The sequence below is a fragment of the Xanthomonas vesicatoria ATCC 35937 genome (assembly GCF_001908725.1).
In the GTDB taxonomy this organism is placed as follows: domain Bacteria; phylum Pseudomonadota; class Gammaproteobacteria; order Xanthomonadales; family Xanthomonadaceae; genus Xanthomonas; species Xanthomonas vesicatoria.
The window spans coordinates 3,221,065-3,237,804 of sequence record NZ_CP018725.1 but is presented as its reverse complement, the minus strand read 5'-3'; the positions used below and the strand labels follow the sequence as shown (position 1 = coordinate 3,237,804).

Sequence of the window (16,740 nt, the reverse complement as noted above, 5' to 3'; positions counted from 1 at the left end):
GTGCGTGACAGTTTTTGCCGCGATGTGCGCTGCGCCCTGACGGGCTATCGCTCCCGTGCGTAGCCACGCTCGCGCCCGCCGACGAATTGCCGCATTGCCGCATTGCCGCATGGGACGTTGGTCTCGCCGAAGGGAATTGCGTATCATTCCCATCAATCCACGGTGACGCGCACCCCGCCTCGCCCAGTCCCGTCTACGAGGAGTCGCCGATGAAGTCCTTCCTGCTGTCCTGCCTGGCCTTGGCCAGCATCAGTTTGTCCGCCCAGGCCCACGAAATCTGGATCGAACGCGATGGCAGCGGCCCGGTGCGTATCTTCTTCGGCGAGCCCGCGCAGGAGACCCTGGACCACGGCCAGGACGAGATCAAGCGCGTGGTCAAGCCGAGCGTGTTCGGCACCGCCGGCAAGGCTGGCGCCCTGACGCGCGGCAACGACTTCCTGGCCGCACCGCTGGCAGGCGCCGGCGATGCGTGGCTGAGCGATGACAGCGTGTTCGAGCCGCGGAAGGGCGAAGCCGGCGGGTTCGAAACGGTGAGCTATTACGCCCGTGCCGGACGCAGCACGCCGGCGGCCAAGCTCGATCTGGAACTGGTGCCCACCACCGCCAACGGCAGCACGCTGACCGTGCTCTATCGCAACAAGCCGCTGCCCAAGGCCGAGGTCACCGTGATCGACCCGCAGAAGTGGCAGAAGACGCTGACCTCCGACGACAAGGGCCGGGTCACCCTGCCCGCGCTGCGCGCCGGTCGCCACATCCTGGTGGTCAACAACAAGGAGCCGGTAACGCGTGAGATTGCCGGCAAGCAGGTGTCGATGGTGCATCACATCAGCACGCTGACCTTCGTCGCCGAATAAGCATCGCGCCCGCTCATCCACGTCCGCCGCCTGCCTGATGTCCAGCGTATCGTCTCTGCCGCTTCCGTGGTTCCGGCGCCCGTGGCTGGGCGTGCTTGCGCGCACGTTGGCGGCGATTTTCGGCGGTTACACGCTGGCCAGTGCGACCAATCTCTTGCTCGCACTGGCGTTGCCGTTGCCGCGCAGTGAAGCGGTCTTGACCAGCATGCTGGTGGGCATCGTGGTGTGCGCGTGCGCGCCGCTGTGGGCATTCGCCACCGCCAGCGTCTGGCGTGCCTGGGCCGGCATTGCAGTGCCGGCAGCGCTGATGTTTGCGCTGGCCGCCTGGCTGCAACGGGGTGTGGCATGAAGCAGGGTTTTCGCCAGTCGATGGCCTGGTTGCACACCTGGACCGGATTGCTGGTCGGCTGGGTGTTGCTGCTGATCTTCATGGGTGGCACGGCCAGTTATTACCGCGACGAAATCAGCCGCTGGATGCGCCCGGAGCTGCCTACCACCACGGTGAGCACGCAAACCGCGCTCCGCAGTGCCGAACGCTATCTGCAAACGCATGCAGCCAATGCGCTGAGCTGGAACATCACCTTGCCGGAGACGCGCAACCCGGTGTTGAGCATGTACTGGCAAAATCCTGCGCCCGCCGACGGCAAACCGTCAGGCCGTCGGCAACTGTACGGCAGTGTCATTATCGACCCGGCCACCGGCAAAGAGATCGCCGCGCGCGACACGCTGGGGGGCGAGTTCTTCTACCGGCTGCATTTCGATCTGCATTATGTGCCGGTGCTGTGGGCGCGCTATATCGTGGGTTTCTGCGCGATGTTCATGCTGGTGGCGATCATCAGCGGCGTGATTACGCACAAGAAGATCTTCAAGGACTTCTTTACCTTCCGTCCGGGCAAGGGCCTGCGCTCGTGGCTGGACTTTCATAACGTCAGCGCGGTCACCGCGTTGCCGTACCACGCGATGATCACCTACACCGGCATCGTGACCTTGATGTTCATGTACCTGCCGTGGGGCATCAAGGCGCGTTATGCCGACGACGAAATGCGCTTCTACGACGAGTCGGCCAACCGCGTGGCCGACACGCGCAAAGCGGCCGGTACGCCTGCGCACATGCTGCCGCTGGAGCAGTTTGTGGAGCGTGCGCGCCGCGATCTGCGTGGGGCCGACATCGGCAACGTGGCGGTGTCGCTTCCCAACGATGCGCATGCCGCTATTGGCGTGAGCCAGGTGGCGGCCAATCTGTCCACCACCGCGCCGTCCATCCTGTACGACGCGGTCAGCGGCGCGCGCCTGCAACGCAGCAGCCCACCCGGTGGCGCGAGCGAAACCCGCGGTGTGATGGTCGGCCTGCATATCGCGCACTTCGCCGGCCCGTGGCTACGCGTGTTGTTTTTCAGTTCTGGATTGCTGGGCTGTCTGATGGTGGCCAGCGGTGTGGTGATGTGGGCGGTGAAGGAACGGCCCAAGCATCTCAAAGCCGGCCGCATCGGGTTTGGACTGCGCCTGGTCGACGCGCTCAATATCGGCACGGTGGCCGGCTTGCCGATCGCCTTCGCCAGCTTCTTCTGGGCCAACCGATTGTTGCCGGTAGCACTCCAATCGCGCGCGGCGATGGAAGCGAACCTGTTCTTCGCCGCCTGGGGCGCTGCGTTGCTGGCCGCGTTCGTCTGGCCACGTCGCGCGATGTGGAGCTGGCAGCTGTATCTGGGCGCCGCACTGTTCGCACTGGTGCCGCTATTGAACGCAGTGACCACCGACGTACATCTGGGCGTAACGCTACCGGCCGGGCAATGGGCGTTGGCTGGTGTCGATCTGGTGTGCCTGGGCCTGGGCGTGTGCCTGGGTATCGCCGGCTGGCGCCTGCAGCAGTGGAAGGCGCCGCAATCGGCGGCGGCGCGCCGGGCACGTGCCACCGCGCCCGCGACAGCGACGCAAACCAGCGTTGCCGTGCAGGAGGGCGCATGAGCGTGCTGCTGTTGCTGGCGCTGAATTTCTCCGGATTCGCGGCGCTCTGCCTGGCCATGGAAAAACATCAGCACGAGGTGCGCGGCCGCAGCCTTGGCGCTGCCCGCACGCGGCAGCTGCGCAGCATTGGCTGGGTGCTGTTGCTGTGCACGTTTGGCCTGGCGGTGCGTGCCCAGGGTTGGGGTATTGGGCCGGTGCTGTGGCTGGGAACATTGACCGCTGCAGCGGCACCGTTATCGTTGTGGCTACTGCCGTATCGACGTGGAGCGATCCTGCCGGCCGCGCTGGTCGCGCCGGTGCTGGCCGGCATGGGACAGCTGCTGGCTGGTTGAACTAAGCCGCGACGTGGTCGCGGTGGCAGCGCGCTGATTGGTGATGGTTACCGATGCCATTCGCGGACGCGGCATTGCTGGATACGTGTGGAAGCGAGGCAATCTTCAAGGCATTGGGCGACCGCATATCGCAGCAGCGTGACCGCAACCGCATCAGTGGGTTCGGTGCAGGGTCTCTGCCTGCCGCACGTGCCGCACTACACCGCTGTCGGCGAGTCGCCCCAGCTGCGACCATCGCGCGGCAGGCGGCCATCGTCGAGCACGCGCAACACCTGGTCGGGCTGCAGCATATCCAGGAACAACACCACGTTGACGCCAGTCGGTGCCGCGATGCTGGGGAAGATCACACCTGGAATCAGCGCCTCGCGCAGCATGTCGCCAAGCACCCAACTGACCGGCTCGACCTTGTTGACCAGCGCCTTGCGCCAGTCGTCGGTCCAGTCGGCCCATAGCGTGTCCCACGCTGAGTCCAGCAGGCGCAGGTCGGCCAGCGCCGGGAGCTCGGCGGCATAGCTGACCAGCGTAAACGGTGGCAGGAACGGCGCCGCCTGCGCATATTCGGTAGCGGCGGTATCCAGTTCCATCGCAAGGTACAGCGCCGGCTGACCGAAGCGGTTGAAACGCCCACCGGATCGCGCGGCGCCTGCACCGCTCAGCGGTTCGGCAGCCCAACGCGGCGTGAAGGCGCGGTACAGCGTGCACTGCGCCGGGGCGCTCAGTCTCACCCCGCGGCCCCGGCGGCGACGGTCCGCAGATACGCCAGCGCGTCGTCGGTGCGGCCCTGCTTGACCACTTCCAGCAGCGTGGCGAATTCGAATGCAGGGATCGGCGTATTTTTGAGATGGAACACCACCTGGTGCTCGTCCGGCTGGATCTGCGCCATCGCCACCAACAGCCGCGACAGGTTGCGCAGCAGATCCTGCACGCGCGGACTCTCCGGATGCACACGCAGGCTGTTGCGATGCACGCCAGCAAGCTCGGCCAGTTCCTGCTGCGACAACTCCAGCAGACCTGCCATGGCCGACGGCGAAAGGATGGTCCTGTCGGGTGCACGCAGCCGCTCAGTGAGAGACAGGGGATTAAGGACGGCGACCATGACATGTGTCTTGACGAGTAGTGTGCACAGTATATGCACAGTAATCTTGCCTTATCCAGCACAGCCAGGCACGTGGTCAGCGCCATGCCAGTCTTAGGCGGGTGCGCCCACGGCGCGCAAGCAAAAGCCGCAGATCGCCTCTACCAAGTGCTCGCCGCGCTGCGGGTCGCCTCGACTGGGCGCAATCGGCCCGACCAGGGCTTCGGTAAAGGCACCGACGATGCAGGCCGCGGCCGCATCCAGCGACTGCTCCGGGAATTCTCCAGCGGCCACGCCTTCGGTCAGCAACTGACGAAATACCTCGCCAAACAGGCGACGACCGCGGATACGTTCTGCATCCACCTCGCTCTCCACCGGCTCGGCGATAAAGGCGTAGGCCAGCGCAGGGCCGGCCAACGCACGCCGCACGAAGGTGGCGATGGCGGTGCGCAAGCGCTCGGCGGCACTGGCATCGGTGGCGGTGATCGCCCGCAGGATGGTCATCTCGCGCTGAATAGCCTCGTTAAGAACTTCCACGAAAAGTTCGGCTTTGGAAGGGAAGTGTCGGTAAATCTGCCCGGTTGAGACGCCAGCGGCTGCGGCGACCGCGGTGATCGGGGCGTTGCGATAGCCGCCGTCGGCGATCAGGGCGCGGGCCGCGTGCAGGATGCGTTCGCGGTTGCCGGCCAGGCGTTCTTCCATCAGGGCGGAGCGTCGATAAGCCATGGTGTGATTCTTGGTTCAATAGTTGAATTTTAGTTCACTTTTTTGTCGCAGACCGCTAGGCTGCCCCACATACGCCGCGCGGCCCGCCCGCTCCCACCCGGCACGTCCCGATCCTTGTGGAGTTGCTCCATGCATGTGCCGTCCTTGAACTTCGAGCTTGGCGAAGAGATCGATCTGCTGCGCGAAAGCGTAGCGGCGTTCGCCAGCCATCATATTGCCCCGCTCGCCGCCGCCGCCGACCAGGACAACGTTTTCCCCGCGCAGTTGTGGCGCCTGTTCGGCGAGCAGGGCTTGCTCGGCTTGACCGTGGAAGAAGAGTACGGCGGCAGCGGCATGGGCTACCTGGCGCATGTGGTGGCGATGGAAGAGATCTCGCGCGCCGGTGGTGCGATCGGGCTGTCCTACGGCGCGCATTCCAACCTGTGCCTCAACCAGCTGCGCAAGAACGCCAGTGAAGAACAGAAGCAACGTTATCTGCCCAAGCTGTGCACCGGCGAGCATGTCGGCGCATTGGCGATGAGCGAGGCCGGCTCCGGCTCGGACGTCGTGTCGATGAAGCTGCGTGCTGACGCGCGCGGCGACCGCTTCGTGCTCAACGGCAGCAAGATGTGGATCACCAACGGCCCCGATGCCGACGTACTGGTGGTGTACGCCAAGACCGACCCGGATGCGGGCGCGCGCGGCATCACCGCGTTCATCGTCGAAAAGGGCATGCCCGGGTTTTCCACCGCGCAAAAACTCGACAAGCTAGGCATGCGTGGCTCCAACACCTGCGAGCTGGTGTTCACCGACTGCGAGGTGCCCGCCGAAAACGTGCTGGGCACGCTCAACGGGGGCGTACGCGTGCTGATGTCCGGGCTGGATTTCGAACGCGTGGTGCTGGCGGGCGGGCCGCTTGGATTGATGGCCGCCGCGATGGATGTGGTGTTGCCTTATGTGCATGAGCGCAAACAGTTCGGCGAGCCGATCGGCACCTTCCAGTTGATGCAGGCCAAGCTGGCCGATATGTACGTCGGGCTCAACGCCTGCCGCGCCTACGTGTATGCGGTGGCGCGTGCCTGCGATGCAGGCCGCACCACGCGCCAGGATGCCGCCGGCGCGATCTTGTACGCTGCCGAAAAGGCGACCTGGCTCACGGGCCAGGCGATCCAGGTGCTGGGTGGCAACGGCTACATCAACGACTACCCCACCGGGCGCCTGTGGCGCGATGCGAAGTTGTACGAGATCGGCGCGGGCACGTCGGAGATCCGCCGTATGTTGATCGGCCGCGAGCTGTTCGAACGCACCGCCTGACGGAGCCCCAATGAGCGTGATCACCAGCCAGTTGCAGATCAGCAGCGACAGCTTTCAGGCCAATGCCGCCGCGATGCGCGCCGTCGTGGATGACTTGCGCCGCACCTTGGCGCACACCGCGCTCGGCGGCAGCGAAGCCGCGCGGGAAAAGCATGTCGCACGCGGCAAGTTGCTGGTACGCGCACGTATCGATGCGCTATTGGACCCGGGCAGCGCACTGCTGGAAATCGCGCCGTTGGCAGCACATGGCCTATACGACGATCAGGTGCCGTGCGCGGGCGTCGTGGCCGGCATCGGCCGCGTGTCGGGTGTGGAATGCGTGATCGTGGCCAACGATGCCACCGTCAAGGGCGGCACCTATTACCCGATGACGGTGAAGAAACACCTGCGCGCGCAGGAAATTGCGCAACAGAATCGCCTGCCGTGCATCTATCTGGTCGATTCCGGCGGCGCGTTCCTGCCGTTGCAGGATGAAGTCTTCCCCGACCGCGATCACTTCGGGCGCATCTTCTACAACCAGGCCAACCTGTCGGCGCAAGGCATTCCGCAGATCGCGTGCGTAATGGGCTCATGCACAGCAGGTGGTGCGTATGTGCCGGCGATGAGCGACGAGACGGTGATCGTGCGCGAACAGGGCACGATCTTTCTCGGTGGCCCGCCGCTGGTCAAAGCCGCCACCGGTGAAGAAGTCAGCGCCGAAGAGCTGGGAGGCGCTGATGTGCACACACGCATCTCCGGGGTGGCCGACCATTTTGCCGACAACGATCTGCAGGCGCTGGCGCGTGTGCGCGCCATCGTCGCGCAGCTCAACTGGCGCAAGCCGCCTGCATCGCTGGCGCTGCGAGCGCCGTTGCCGCCGCGGCATGCGGCCGACGAGTTGTATGGCGTGATACCCGCCGATACGCGCAAGCCGTTCGATGTGCGCGAAGTGATCGCACGCATTGTCGACGACTCGCGGTTCGACGAATTCAAGCCGCGCTATGGCAGCACCCTGGTCACCGGCTTTGCGCACCTGCACGGTTACCCGGTGGGCATCATCGCCAACAACGGCATCCTGTTTTCCGAATCCGCGCTCAAGGGCGCGCACTTCATCGAGCTGTGCACGCAGCGCGGGATTCCGCTGGTGTTCCTGCAGAACATCACCGGCTTCATGGTGGGCCGCAAATACGAACATGGCGGCATCGCCAAGGACGGCGCCAAACTGGTGATGGCAGTGGCCTGCGCCAAGGTACCCAAGTTCACCGTGGTGATCGGCGGCTCGTTCGGCGCCGGCAACTACGGCATGTGCGGCCGCGCGTACTCGCCCAATTTCCTGTGGATGTGGCCGAATGCCCGCATTGGCGTGATGGGTGGCGAGCAGGCCGCCAGCGTATTGGCCACAGTGCGCCGCGACGGCATCGAAGCCAAGGGCGGTGCGTGGTCGGGCGAGGAAGAAGACGCCTTCAAGACGCCGATCCGCACGCAGTTCGAGCAGCAGGGCCATCCGTATTACGCCAGCGCACGGCTGTGGGACGACGGCATCATCGACCCGGCCGATACGCGTCGCGTGTTGGGGCTGGGCTTGTCTGCGGCGTTGAATGCGCCGATCGAGCCAACGCGTTTTGGCGTGTTTCGCATGTGAGCGGCAGCGCGTGCTGGCAGACGCCGTTGTGTTGCCAGCTGCGCGCAGCGCTTTCTCCATCGCCTTGCAGGTCGTGTTTGACCCGATGTCAGCGTCACCCATCGGTGTACACCGCCCGCGTCGCACCTGCTGCTTGTAGTCCATACCACATCCGCGCTTTTAATCGCACGACCGCTGGCCACGCCGGCGATGTGCAGAGACCGACCCGATGACACAGCACGACTCCCTCGCCACCCCACCGCAGCGGCCGTTCGACAAGATCCTGATCGCCAATCGCGGCGAGATCGCGTGCCGGATCATTGCAACCTGCCGCAGGCTCGGCATTGCAACAGTGGCGGTGTATTCGGATGCCGACCGCGATGCACGGCATGTACGCCTAGCCGACGAAGCGATCCATCTCGGTCCGGCACCGGCGCAACAGAGTTACCTGCGTGGCGAGGCGATTATCGATGCGGCACGCATCAGTGGCGCCCAGGCGATTCACCCAGGTTACGGATTTCTCTCTGAAAACGCAGCGTTTGCCGACGCCTGCGCGCAGGCCGGCATTGTGTTCATCGGCCCGCCGGCAAGCGCGATCCGCGCGATGGGCGACAAGAGCGCGGCCAAGGCCCTGATGGAACGTGCGGGGGTGCCGTTGACACCGGGTTATCACGGCGACGAACAGGCGCCCGCATTTTTGCGTGCGCAGGCCGATGCCATCGGCTACCCGATCCTGATCAAGGCCAGTGCCGGCGGCGGCGGCAAGGGCATGCGTCGGGTCGATGCCAGCGCCGCGTTCGAGGAGGCATTGGCCAGCTGCCAGCGCGAAGCGCAATCGGCGTTCGGCAACGCGCATGTGCTGGTGGAGAAATACGTCGAGCGCCCGCGGCATATCGAAATCCAGGTATTCGGCGATACGCACGGCGAGGTGGTGTATCTGTTCGAACGCGATTGCTCGGTGCAGCGCCGGCATCAAAAAGTACTGGAAGAAGCACCCGCTCCCGGCATGACCGAAGATCGCCGCGCGGCGATGGGCAAGGCAGCCGTGGATGCGGCGCGCGCAGTAGGATACGTCGGCGCTGGCACGGTGGAATTCATCGCCGGGCCGGGTGGCGATTTTTATTTCATGGAAATGAATACACGGCTACAGGTGGAGCACCCGGTCACCGAATTGATCACCGGCACCGACCTGGTCGAATGGCAACTGCAGGTGGCTGCAGGCGAGCCACTACCGCAACGCCAGGATGCGTTGCGCATCCGCGGGCACGCGCTGGAAGCGCGCTTGTATGCCGAAGATGCCGACCGCGGTTTCCTGCCTTCCACTGGCACCCTGCGCCAGCTGCAGTTGCCGGCCACCAGCGCGCATGTGCGGATCGATGCAGGTGTGGAGCAAGGCGACACCATCAGCCCGTATTACGACCCGATGATCGCCAAGCTCATCGTCTGGGATGTCGACCGCCCCGCCGCACTGGCGCGCATGCGCCAGGCGCTTGCGCAGGTGCATGCGGTCGGCGTGACCACCAACAGCGCCTTCCTTGCGCGGCTGGTCGGCACCCACGCGTTTGCGACGGCCGATCTGGATACCGCGCTGATCGAACGCGAACAGGCGGCGCTGTTTCCACAGGCAAGTGCTCCGCAGCTTGCATGGTGGTGCCTTGCCGCAGTGTTGCTTGCCGAACACATGCCAGTGGCAAACAGCGACCCGGCCGACCCGTACTCGCCGTGGCTGGCCAGCGATGGATGGCGCATCGGCCGGCATGCAGCGCGCAGCGTGACGCTGGAGGCGGCCGATGAGCGCCGCGTGCTTGCGTTGCGTCCGCTCGCCGATAGCTGGGAAGTGACGTGCGCGGGCACCACCCGTGTGTTGCGGTATCACGGACAGGACAGCGCGCTGCGCGTGGAGCTGGACGGCCGGCAATGGCGTGTGCAGGCGCTGCACGACGGCGCCACGGTGACCTTGCGCGATGCAACGCGCAGTGCGTTCTTTCGTCATCACGATGCCCTGGTCGAGGCCGATCAGCCGGCGCATGCCGGCGGTGGCCTGACTGCACCGATGCCCGGCCGTATCGTGTCGCTGACTGCGCCGGTAGGCGAATCGGTGGTGCGTGGACAGCCGCTCGTGGTCATGGAAGCGATGAAGATGGAGCACACCTTGCACGCCCCCAGCGACGGCACGGTGCAGGCCTACCTGGTGGCCGAAGGCGATCTGGTCGCCGATGGCGCCTTGTTGGTGGAATTTGTGTCCGCGAAAGCGTAACCCCGCCCAGCAAGGTGACCAACGGCACGTCCGCACGCGTCGGTGCTGCATTTAGCGTGGCAGCACTGGCCAGACTGGTCGCGATACCCACGTGAGGCTTTCATGCAACGCCTGCTCCTCGTTTCCAGCATGCTGCTGGCCTTGTCCGCCTGCAGCGACAAGACCGCCCCGGCCGCCAGCACTGCGGCAACTGCGGCGCAAAGCCCGACTGCCGCGCCCGCACCGGTCGCCGCGCCGGAGCTGATTACCCGCGATGCGCTATTCGGCAACCCCGAGCGCGCAAACGTCAGCATCAGTCCGGATGGCAAGTCCCTGAGTTGGGTGGCCCCACTGGACGGCGTGCTCAACGTCTGGGTCGCACCGGTGGATGCGCCGGATCAGGCACGCGCCATTACCAAGGACACCGCACGCGGCATCCGCAACTATTTCTGGACCTATCACCCCGATACCTTGCTGTACCTGCGCGACAACGGCGGCGACGAGGATTTCCATCTGTTCTCGGTCAACCTGAGCGATGGCAGCAGCAAGGACCTCACCCCGTTCCCGAAGACCAATGCCGAGGTGTCCGGGGTCAGCGCACACCACCCGGAATCGATCATGGTCGGCATGAACGACCGCGACGCCAAGTGGCACGACCTGTATCGCGTCGACCTGGCCTCTGGCAAACGCACCCTGGTGCAGAAGAACACCGACAGCCTGGACAGCTACCTGCTCGATGGCGACTATCGACTGCGCTACGCGACCCGCGCCACCGACGATGCCGGCAGAGAGTTGCTGGTGCCAGACGGCAAGGCATGGAAGAGCGTGGATCGCATTCCGTTCGAGGATGTCACCAATACCTCGCCGCAAGGACTGACCGACGACGGCAAGACGCTGTACATGCAGGATTCGCGCAACCGCGATACCGCTGCGTTGTACGCCATCGACACCGCAAGCAATGCACGCACACTGCTGTTCGAGAACCCGAAGGTCGACGTCGGCATCACCTTGAACGACCCCAAGACCGGCGCGGTGCAGGCAGTGTCCACCGATTACCTGCGCGAAGAGTGGAAGGCGCTGGACACCGGCATCGCCGCAGATCTGCAGAAGCTCAAATCGCTGGGCAGCGGCGATGCCAGCGTCGCCGCACGCACGCTCGACGACCGCATCTGGATCGTCGCCTACTCGGCTGCGGAAACCCCACTGAGCTACTACCGCTACGATCGCGCCAACGGCGGCAAACTGACCAAACTGTTCTCCGCACGGCCGGCGCTCGATGGCAAGCCGCTGGTCCCGATGTGGCCGCAGGAGCTCACTGCACGCGACGGCCTCAAGTTGGTGAGCTATCTCACCCTGCCCGCAGACGCCGATGCCAATCATGATGGCAAGGCGGACAAACCGGTGCCACTGGTGCTGTTCGTGCATGGCGGCCCGTGGGCGCGCGACAGCTATGGCTACGGGCCCTACGAACAATGGCTGGCCAATCGCGGCTACGCCGTGCTGTCGGTGAATTTCCGCGGCTCCACCGGCTTCGGCAAGGCCTTCACCAACGCCGGTAACGGCGAGTGGGCCGGCAAGATGCACGACGACCTGCTGGACGCGGTGCAGTGGGCAGTCAAGCAGGGCGTGACCACGCCCGAGAACGTGGCGATCATGGGCGGCAGCTACGGCGGCTACGCCACGCTGGTGGGCATGACCTTCACTCCGGACAGCTTCAAGTGCGGCGTGGACATCGTCGGCCCGGCCAACCTCAACACCTTGCTCGGCACCGTGCCGCCTTACTGGGCCAGTTTCTACAAGCAGCTGACCCGCCGCATGGGCGACCCGGCCACCGAAGCCGGCAAGCGATGGCTGACCGAACGCTCCCCGCTCACCCGCGTCGACAAGATCAGCAAGCCGCTGTTGATCGGCCAGGGCGCCAACGACCCACGCGTCAAGCAGGCCGAGAGCGACCAGATCGTCAACGCCATGAAGGCCAAGAACATCCCGATCACCTATGTGCTGTTCCCCGACGAAGGCCACGGCTTCCGGCGCCCGGAAAACAGCAAGGCCTTCAACGCGGTGACCGAGGGTTTCCTGAGCCAATGCCTGGGCGGCCGCGCGCAACCGATCGGCGCCGACTTCGAAGGCTCCAGCATCACCGTCCCGGAAGGCGCAGATAAGGTCACCGGCCTGAGTGATGCGTTGAAGACGCATACGCAGGCGATTCGGAAGTAGGGAGTGCGATGACACCGGTGCGCCCCGTCCTCAAACAGGGCAGAGAGGAATTGGCGGTCCATGCCGCCGATTTCTTTTCGCTACAGCATGGCCATCAAGCATGGCATTGATACCAGCGTTCGTTTCCCCACTCGGGCCTAAGCGGAGCCATACGCAAGCCACTCCCACTACTCAGGGTGCTGCCGTCATGTCCCGCGCAGAAGGTGCTGCAATCGACTCACGCCGTTTCCGGTGGCAAGTCGACGCCGCGCTGGGTCGACCAGATGGTAGCGTTTGGATCGAGCTCCGTATTGGCCATGCGTTCTGCGCGCCAACCGAAACCGCAAATGGCCAATGGCCCCTCCTGCAATCCATCCAGACCAAGTGCCTGTTCGATATCAACCTCGTTGATCGCTGAGGTAACGAACGCACCCAGACCGAGATCGGTGGCACTGAGATACACGGTCTGCGCGATGTGCCCCACATCCAGGATCATCGCGCGGTAGGCCTTGGCATGATTGCGATACTTCCAGAAACTGCGCAGGAACCTGGGCGCAAGAATCAGCAGAACCGGTGCGTCGGCAAACCAGTGCTGCCCCGATACAGCTTGACGCGCAAATTCAGAAAGGGATGGCATTGGATCACGCATCGGCTGAAGCGCGTGGTCAAGCGGTCGATAGTGATAGAGCCCACTCGCAAGCCCTTCCACCCTCTGTGCCAGCACATAGGTTTCTGTCGGATGCAGGCTGCCACCCGAGGGAACCGGCTTCTTCAAGAATGCGGTGTCGTAGCCCACGTCAATACGACCGCTGGCCATCACTGTGCGTTCAAGCATGTGGGCCAACAACTCTCGTGAGAGCACGCGTTGTGTGTCGAAATTGCGGCATGTCACCCGACGTGCCAGCAGTGCGTCGAAGCAGCTCCCCCTTGCACGCGGCAGTTCGATGCAACCTGCGCCTGCGCCATGTCCACGATCCACCACCTCTGCGGGCGGTGAGCCCAGACGCTCTGCCATTCCTTCTGCAGTGGTCAGGCCCTGTGCCTGCATTGTGGCAACACTGTCCTCGCCTTTCCAACGAGCGAAGCGATGCCAAAGCGCGGCAAGCGGCCACCAACGCTGCTGCTGGAATCGTTCGTCATTGTCTCGATGTCCTGCATGTTCCTGACAGTCGCTGATGACCAGACCGCATTCCATCAGGCGGTCGATCCCTGCAGGGACCGAAGCCAGTTGCTCGACAGATTGCCACCGTACGCGACTGAGCTCGCCAAGCCAGTCGCGCTCAGCCGCCGCGACCTCTATCTCCGCATCCAGGTGGGGCGCCAGTGCAAGCCAGCGCGTACGGCGTCGTAATCCATCGCCTCCCGCCAGCAATTGAGCAAGGTCGAACACTGCATCCTCGCGAAGTTCGAAGAACAATGTGTCACATCGACGGATCTGCATCTGAACTTCTCAAGGACGGATAAACACGGTCGATATTGTCTCAGTTACCCGCAGCCCACACTCTCCCCCTCAAGAAGACCATCGCCTTGACGAACGATACTGCCCATCCTCCGATTGATGCCTCCATCGCGGACAAGCTTCTGGAATTGCTTTCCAGCGACGATGCATTCCGTGACTGCTTTCAGTGCAATCCAGCACAGGCACTTGCCCAGATCGGCGCACCTGGCGCCATCGCAACCAACACCGCCCCGGAACCAGGCGACGCCTACTATTGCATGACCACCAGCCAGCTAGCTTCAAAAGAAGACATCGCTCAGGCACGTGCAGAATTGCACAGCCAGTTGACCGAAAAGACGAATCACACAGTGATCTTCGCTTTCGAGTCGGAGAGTATTCGCTCCACCCTGCTGCGCAAGTAAGCCGGCAACTGCGACACGGGCCAGGCGCGCGTAAACGCCTGGACCTGTTCACGTGCTTCCTGGGTACGCCCCAACGCCTGCAGGGATTCGGCGGCCCACAGCTGTGCGAGGCGAGCAGTAACGACGTTGAGCGGTTGCAATGTCTGCGAGGCATTCGCCTCGATGTAGGCAAGCCCACGGTGTGAAGAAAGCCAGCGCGCCTGCTCGAGTGCCTCCGCATAGCGTCCCTCCTGCTGGAGCAACACATACAGAGCGGCGCGTGTCTGGAATAGATCGTTGTCCCTGACAGGGAGGCGAGCAAGCGCCGCCTCATGCTTGCCAACCAACGCCAGATGCTGCGCATCGACAATGGCACGCAGCCTGGCGAGTACCGTGGATTCATTCACCAGCGCCGGCTCGACGGCTGCCAGCGCAGGTGCGGTCAGGCCATCATTCCCATGACGCTGTGCCTGGCTTGCCAGAATCAGAAGCATCGCGGCATTGTCCTGCAGATTAGGATCATCGGGGGCTGCAGCTTTCACCTCACCTATCAGCTGATCGAAGGCTGAGCTCAGCACCGGCAGCACGTTTGACACGCCATCGGCAATATCGGACGTGCTGGCTGCAATCACCAAGAACTGGCGATGGCTGAATTCATCGGCGTGTTCGCTTCGCGCAAGGCCCTGGGCGATGGCAGCGCGTGCTGCCTTCCAGTCCGCATGGTCGAGTGCAATGCTGGTGCGATCGATCAGAGGGACCACATCGTCGTTGGCGTATCCGTTCTCCACGATTTGATCGAGCGCCTTCTGCGCATCGGGGTAACGGCCCATCACCGCCAACACATTGGCTTTGCGCCTCAACGGACCGGCGAGATCTCCGTCACCGGAGCGCTCGAACTGTTGCAGCGCCTCCGCTGTCATCCCTTGCGCTAGCAGAATCCTTCCGACACGATCCGAGGCAATGGACCGCATGGGATCCTGCACGACGTCGGCGGCGCGGGCATACGGCAACGCATCGGCAAAACGATTGGCCACGAACAGATGCCAGGACGTATTGGCGGCACCGGCAAAGTTGTCCGGGTAGAGGGATGCCAAGGTTCTCCATAATGGCAGTGCCTTGTTGACGGTGCGCAACTCTGCCACCCAGGCATCCAGGTACAGCTGATCACGTTCGGGAAGGCGCGAGCGGTAGCGAATCGCGTTGTCCAGGTAAGGAAGTGCACCACGGCGATCTGACACGGCAACCTTGATCCGCGCCGCTCCCAGGTATGCCAGGGCAAACGTGGGATCGATGGCAACGGCGCGATCGAACAGTTCAAGCCCCTCGCGCCATTGTGCTTGAGCAGTTGCATCCACACCGAGTGCGTAAGCACGTAACGCATCTAGGCTTGACGTCGTGACTGCAGGAAGCGGGATGGAATTTTTGTCGACTGAAGCCACCAGCTCGCCCAGGCCCAGCCTCAGCTTTCGGGTGATCTGGTCGACCGAGGACAACGCAGATTGCAATCCCTCGCCCTGCACGAATTCCGAGTGCACGGTGGTCTGTGTGCGTGGGTCCACCAGCTCTACACTGAAACGTAGTTTTCCACCGATCTCGGCCACGGTCGGAAGAATGACAGCGCTAGCGCCATCGCGTAGCGCTACTTCCGAGGCAATGCTGCGATCGATCACCAGCGAATTGGGGTCGCGCTGCATTCGCGTCACTGTATCGCGCACCTTCATGTCGCTCAGCACGTTGACATAGCGCGATTGCTCCAGGCTGATCCGCAGCGCCTGCTCCAGGGTACTGTCCAGCAACGTATTGCCGGTGAGGTTGCGGACATCGCCCACGACAACCCAGTCACGATTTGCGAATGCGATCGCCGGTTGGGGACGAACAAAGAACCAGATCGCGATGCCCACCGCCAGCACGACGCAAACCTCGGCAACCAGCGCCGCCGGCCGTCGCCACAGCGGCACGTCGCGCCAGGCCTTGGCGGAGTTTTTCGGGATGCGCAACGGGGTCAGGCCGACTTCGCCGACTTCGTAGATTTCCATCGGCGTGGGCACGCCTTTGAAACGCCAGCGGCCATGGGATTTCCACAGGATGCGTTCGACCCGCTCGCCCAGTTCGCGCGCGGCGCGATGGGTCAACGATTCGGCCACTGCCGAGATCAGGATCTGCCCGGGGCGCGCCATCGACATCAGGCGTGCGGCGGTCGGTTTGGCCAGGCCTTCGACTTCCAGCGGTTTGGCCCCGATGCTCACTGCTTCGTCGCTGTTGCGCCAAGTCAGCACCTCGCCGACGTGCAGGCCTTGGCGTGCGCACAGGGTGAGCGTGTGGGCATCGCTCATCGCCTTGAGCCCGCGCGCGTAATCCAGCGCAAAGCCCAGCCCGTCGATGGGACGGTCGAACAACAACAGCAAGCCGTCGGAACGATCGATGAGGCGGCCGCGCCACTGCTGCTGCAGCTTGACCACCAGGCGGTCGTGTTCGCGGAACAGGGCTGCGGCGGCGTTGTCGCCGATGCGTTCGACCAGCGCGGTCGAATCGCACAGATCGGTCAGCAACAAGGTGCGCAGACGCGGCGCCTGGATCGCTTCCGACGACGCGTCCTTGCGTGCGTGGGTGCGGGCGCTCATTGC

Annotated in this window: 14 protein-coding genes; 9 read left to right on the top strand and 5 right to left on the bottom strand. The window is 64.0% G+C overall.

Annotated features, from left to right (window positions below; translation table 11 throughout):
- Positions 1 to 209: 209 nt before the first annotated feature.
- From BJD12_RS13955 to BJD12_RS13940, 4 genes are read left to right on the top strand one after another with little or no spacing between them, the layout of a single operon-like run.
- Positions 210 to 854: a DUF4198 domain-containing protein gene (locus tag BJD12_RS13955; RefSeq protein ID WP_005989029.1), complete on the top strand. Its 645-nt coding sequence runs from the start codon at positions 210 to 212 to the stop codon at positions 852 to 854.
- Between the two features lie 37 nt (positions 855 to 891).
- Positions 892 to 1,203, top strand: a complete 312-nt coding sequence (locus BJD12_RS13950; protein ID WP_005989027.1) for a DUF3649 domain-containing protein — start codon at positions 892 to 894, stop codon at positions 1,201 to 1,203.
- Positions 1,200 to 2,819: a PepSY-associated TM helix domain-containing protein gene (locus tag BJD12_RS13945; protein WP_005989026.1), complete on the top strand. Its 1,620-nt coding sequence runs from the start codon at positions 1,200 to 1,202 to the stop codon at positions 2,817 to 2,819. The genes BJD12_RS13950 and BJD12_RS13945 overlap by 4 nt, the downstream gene beginning before the upstream one ends.
- The gene (locus BJD12_RS13940) at positions 2,816 to 3,151 is read left to right on the top strand and encodes a DUF3325 domain-containing protein (RefSeq protein ID WP_005989025.1); all 336 of its coding nucleotides are present in this window, start codon (positions 2,816 to 2,818) and stop codon (positions 3,149 to 3,151) included. Before BJD12_RS13945 ends, BJD12_RS13940 begins: the two co-directional genes overlap by 4 nt.
- Before the next feature lie 197 nt (positions 3,152 to 3,348).
- Here BJD12_RS13940 and BJD12_RS13935 read toward each other — a convergent pair whose 3' ends face one another.
- The 3 genes from BJD12_RS13935 to BJD12_RS13925 all read right to left on the bottom strand — a co-directional run bounded on the left by BJD12_RS13935 (position 3,349) and on the right by BJD12_RS13925 (position 4,952).
- The gene (locus BJD12_RS13935) at positions 3,349 to 3,876 is read right to left on the bottom strand and encodes an RES family NAD+ phosphorylase (protein WP_005989023.1); all 528 of its coding nucleotides are present in this window, start codon (positions 3,874 to 3,876) and stop codon (positions 3,349 to 3,351) included.
- Entirely contained in the window at positions 3,873 to 4,247 is a 375-nt protein-coding gene (locus BJD12_RS13930; RefSeq protein ID WP_042827667.1) for a hypothetical protein, read from the bottom strand. The genes BJD12_RS13935 and BJD12_RS13930 overlap by 4 nt, the downstream gene beginning before the upstream one ends.
- A gap of 93 nt (positions 4,248 to 4,340) precedes the next feature.
- A complete protein-coding gene (locus BJD12_RS13925) occupies positions 4,341 to 4,952 on the bottom strand; it encodes a TetR/AcrR family transcriptional regulator (RefSeq protein ID WP_074059397.1) in 612 nt (203 codons plus the stop codon).
- Positions 4,953 to 5,081: 129 nt separating this feature from the next.
- On the opposite strand from BJD12_RS13925, the gene BJD12_RS13920 reads away from it, so the two are divergent.
- From BJD12_RS13920 to BJD12_RS13905, 4 genes are all read left to right on the top strand, one after another.
- Entirely contained in the window at positions 5,082 to 6,245 is a 1,164-nt protein-coding gene (locus tag BJD12_RS13920) for an isovaleryl-CoA dehydrogenase (RefSeq protein WP_005989018.1), read from the top strand.
- A 10-nt stretch (positions 6,246 to 6,255) separates the two neighbouring features.
- Complete coding sequence (locus BJD12_RS13915; protein ID WP_005989016.1) at positions 6,256 to 7,866, top strand: carboxyl transferase domain-containing protein; 1,611 nt, start codon at positions 6,256 to 6,258, stop codon at positions 7,864 to 7,866.
- Between the two features lie 208 nt (positions 7,867 to 8,074).
- Positions 8,075 to 10,102: an acetyl/propionyl/methylcrotonyl-CoA carboxylase subunit alpha gene (locus BJD12_RS13910; RefSeq protein ID WP_005989014.1), complete on the top strand. Its 2,028-nt coding sequence runs from the start codon at positions 8,075 to 8,077 to the stop codon at positions 10,100 to 10,102.
- Positions 10,103 to 10,204: 102 nt separating this feature from the next.
- Entirely contained in the window at positions 10,205 to 12,298 is a 2,094-nt protein-coding gene (locus BJD12_RS13905; RefSeq protein ID WP_005989012.1) for a S9 family peptidase, read from the top strand.
- A 217-nt stretch (positions 12,299 to 12,515) separates the two neighbouring features.
- On the opposite strand, the gene BJD12_RS13900 is transcribed toward BJD12_RS13905, so the two are convergent.
- On the bottom strand, positions 12,516 to 13,718 hold the full coding sequence (locus BJD12_RS13900; protein ID WP_042827666.1) for a putative peptide maturation dehydrogenase: 1,203 nt from the start codon (positions 13,716 to 13,718) through the stop codon (positions 12,516 to 12,518).
- Positions 13,719 to 13,804: 86 nt separating this feature from the next.
- On the opposite strand from BJD12_RS13900, the gene BJD12_RS13895 reads away from it, so the two are divergent.
- The gene (locus tag BJD12_RS13895; RefSeq protein ID WP_039426246.1) at positions 13,805 to 14,137 is read left to right on the top strand and encodes an NHLP-related RiPP peptide; all 333 of its coding nucleotides are present in this window, start codon (positions 13,805 to 13,807) and stop codon (positions 14,135 to 14,137) included.
- Here BJD12_RS13895 and BJD12_RS13890 read toward each other — a convergent pair.
- Positions 14,077 to 16,737, bottom strand: a complete 2,661-nt coding sequence (locus BJD12_RS13890) for a putative peptide modification system cyclase (RefSeq protein ID WP_005989006.1) — start codon at positions 16,735 to 16,737, stop codon at positions 14,077 to 14,079. The two genes, BJD12_RS13895 and BJD12_RS13890, sit on opposite strands and share 61 nt — an antisense overlap.
- Positions 16,738 to 16,740 lie beyond the last annotated feature (3 nt).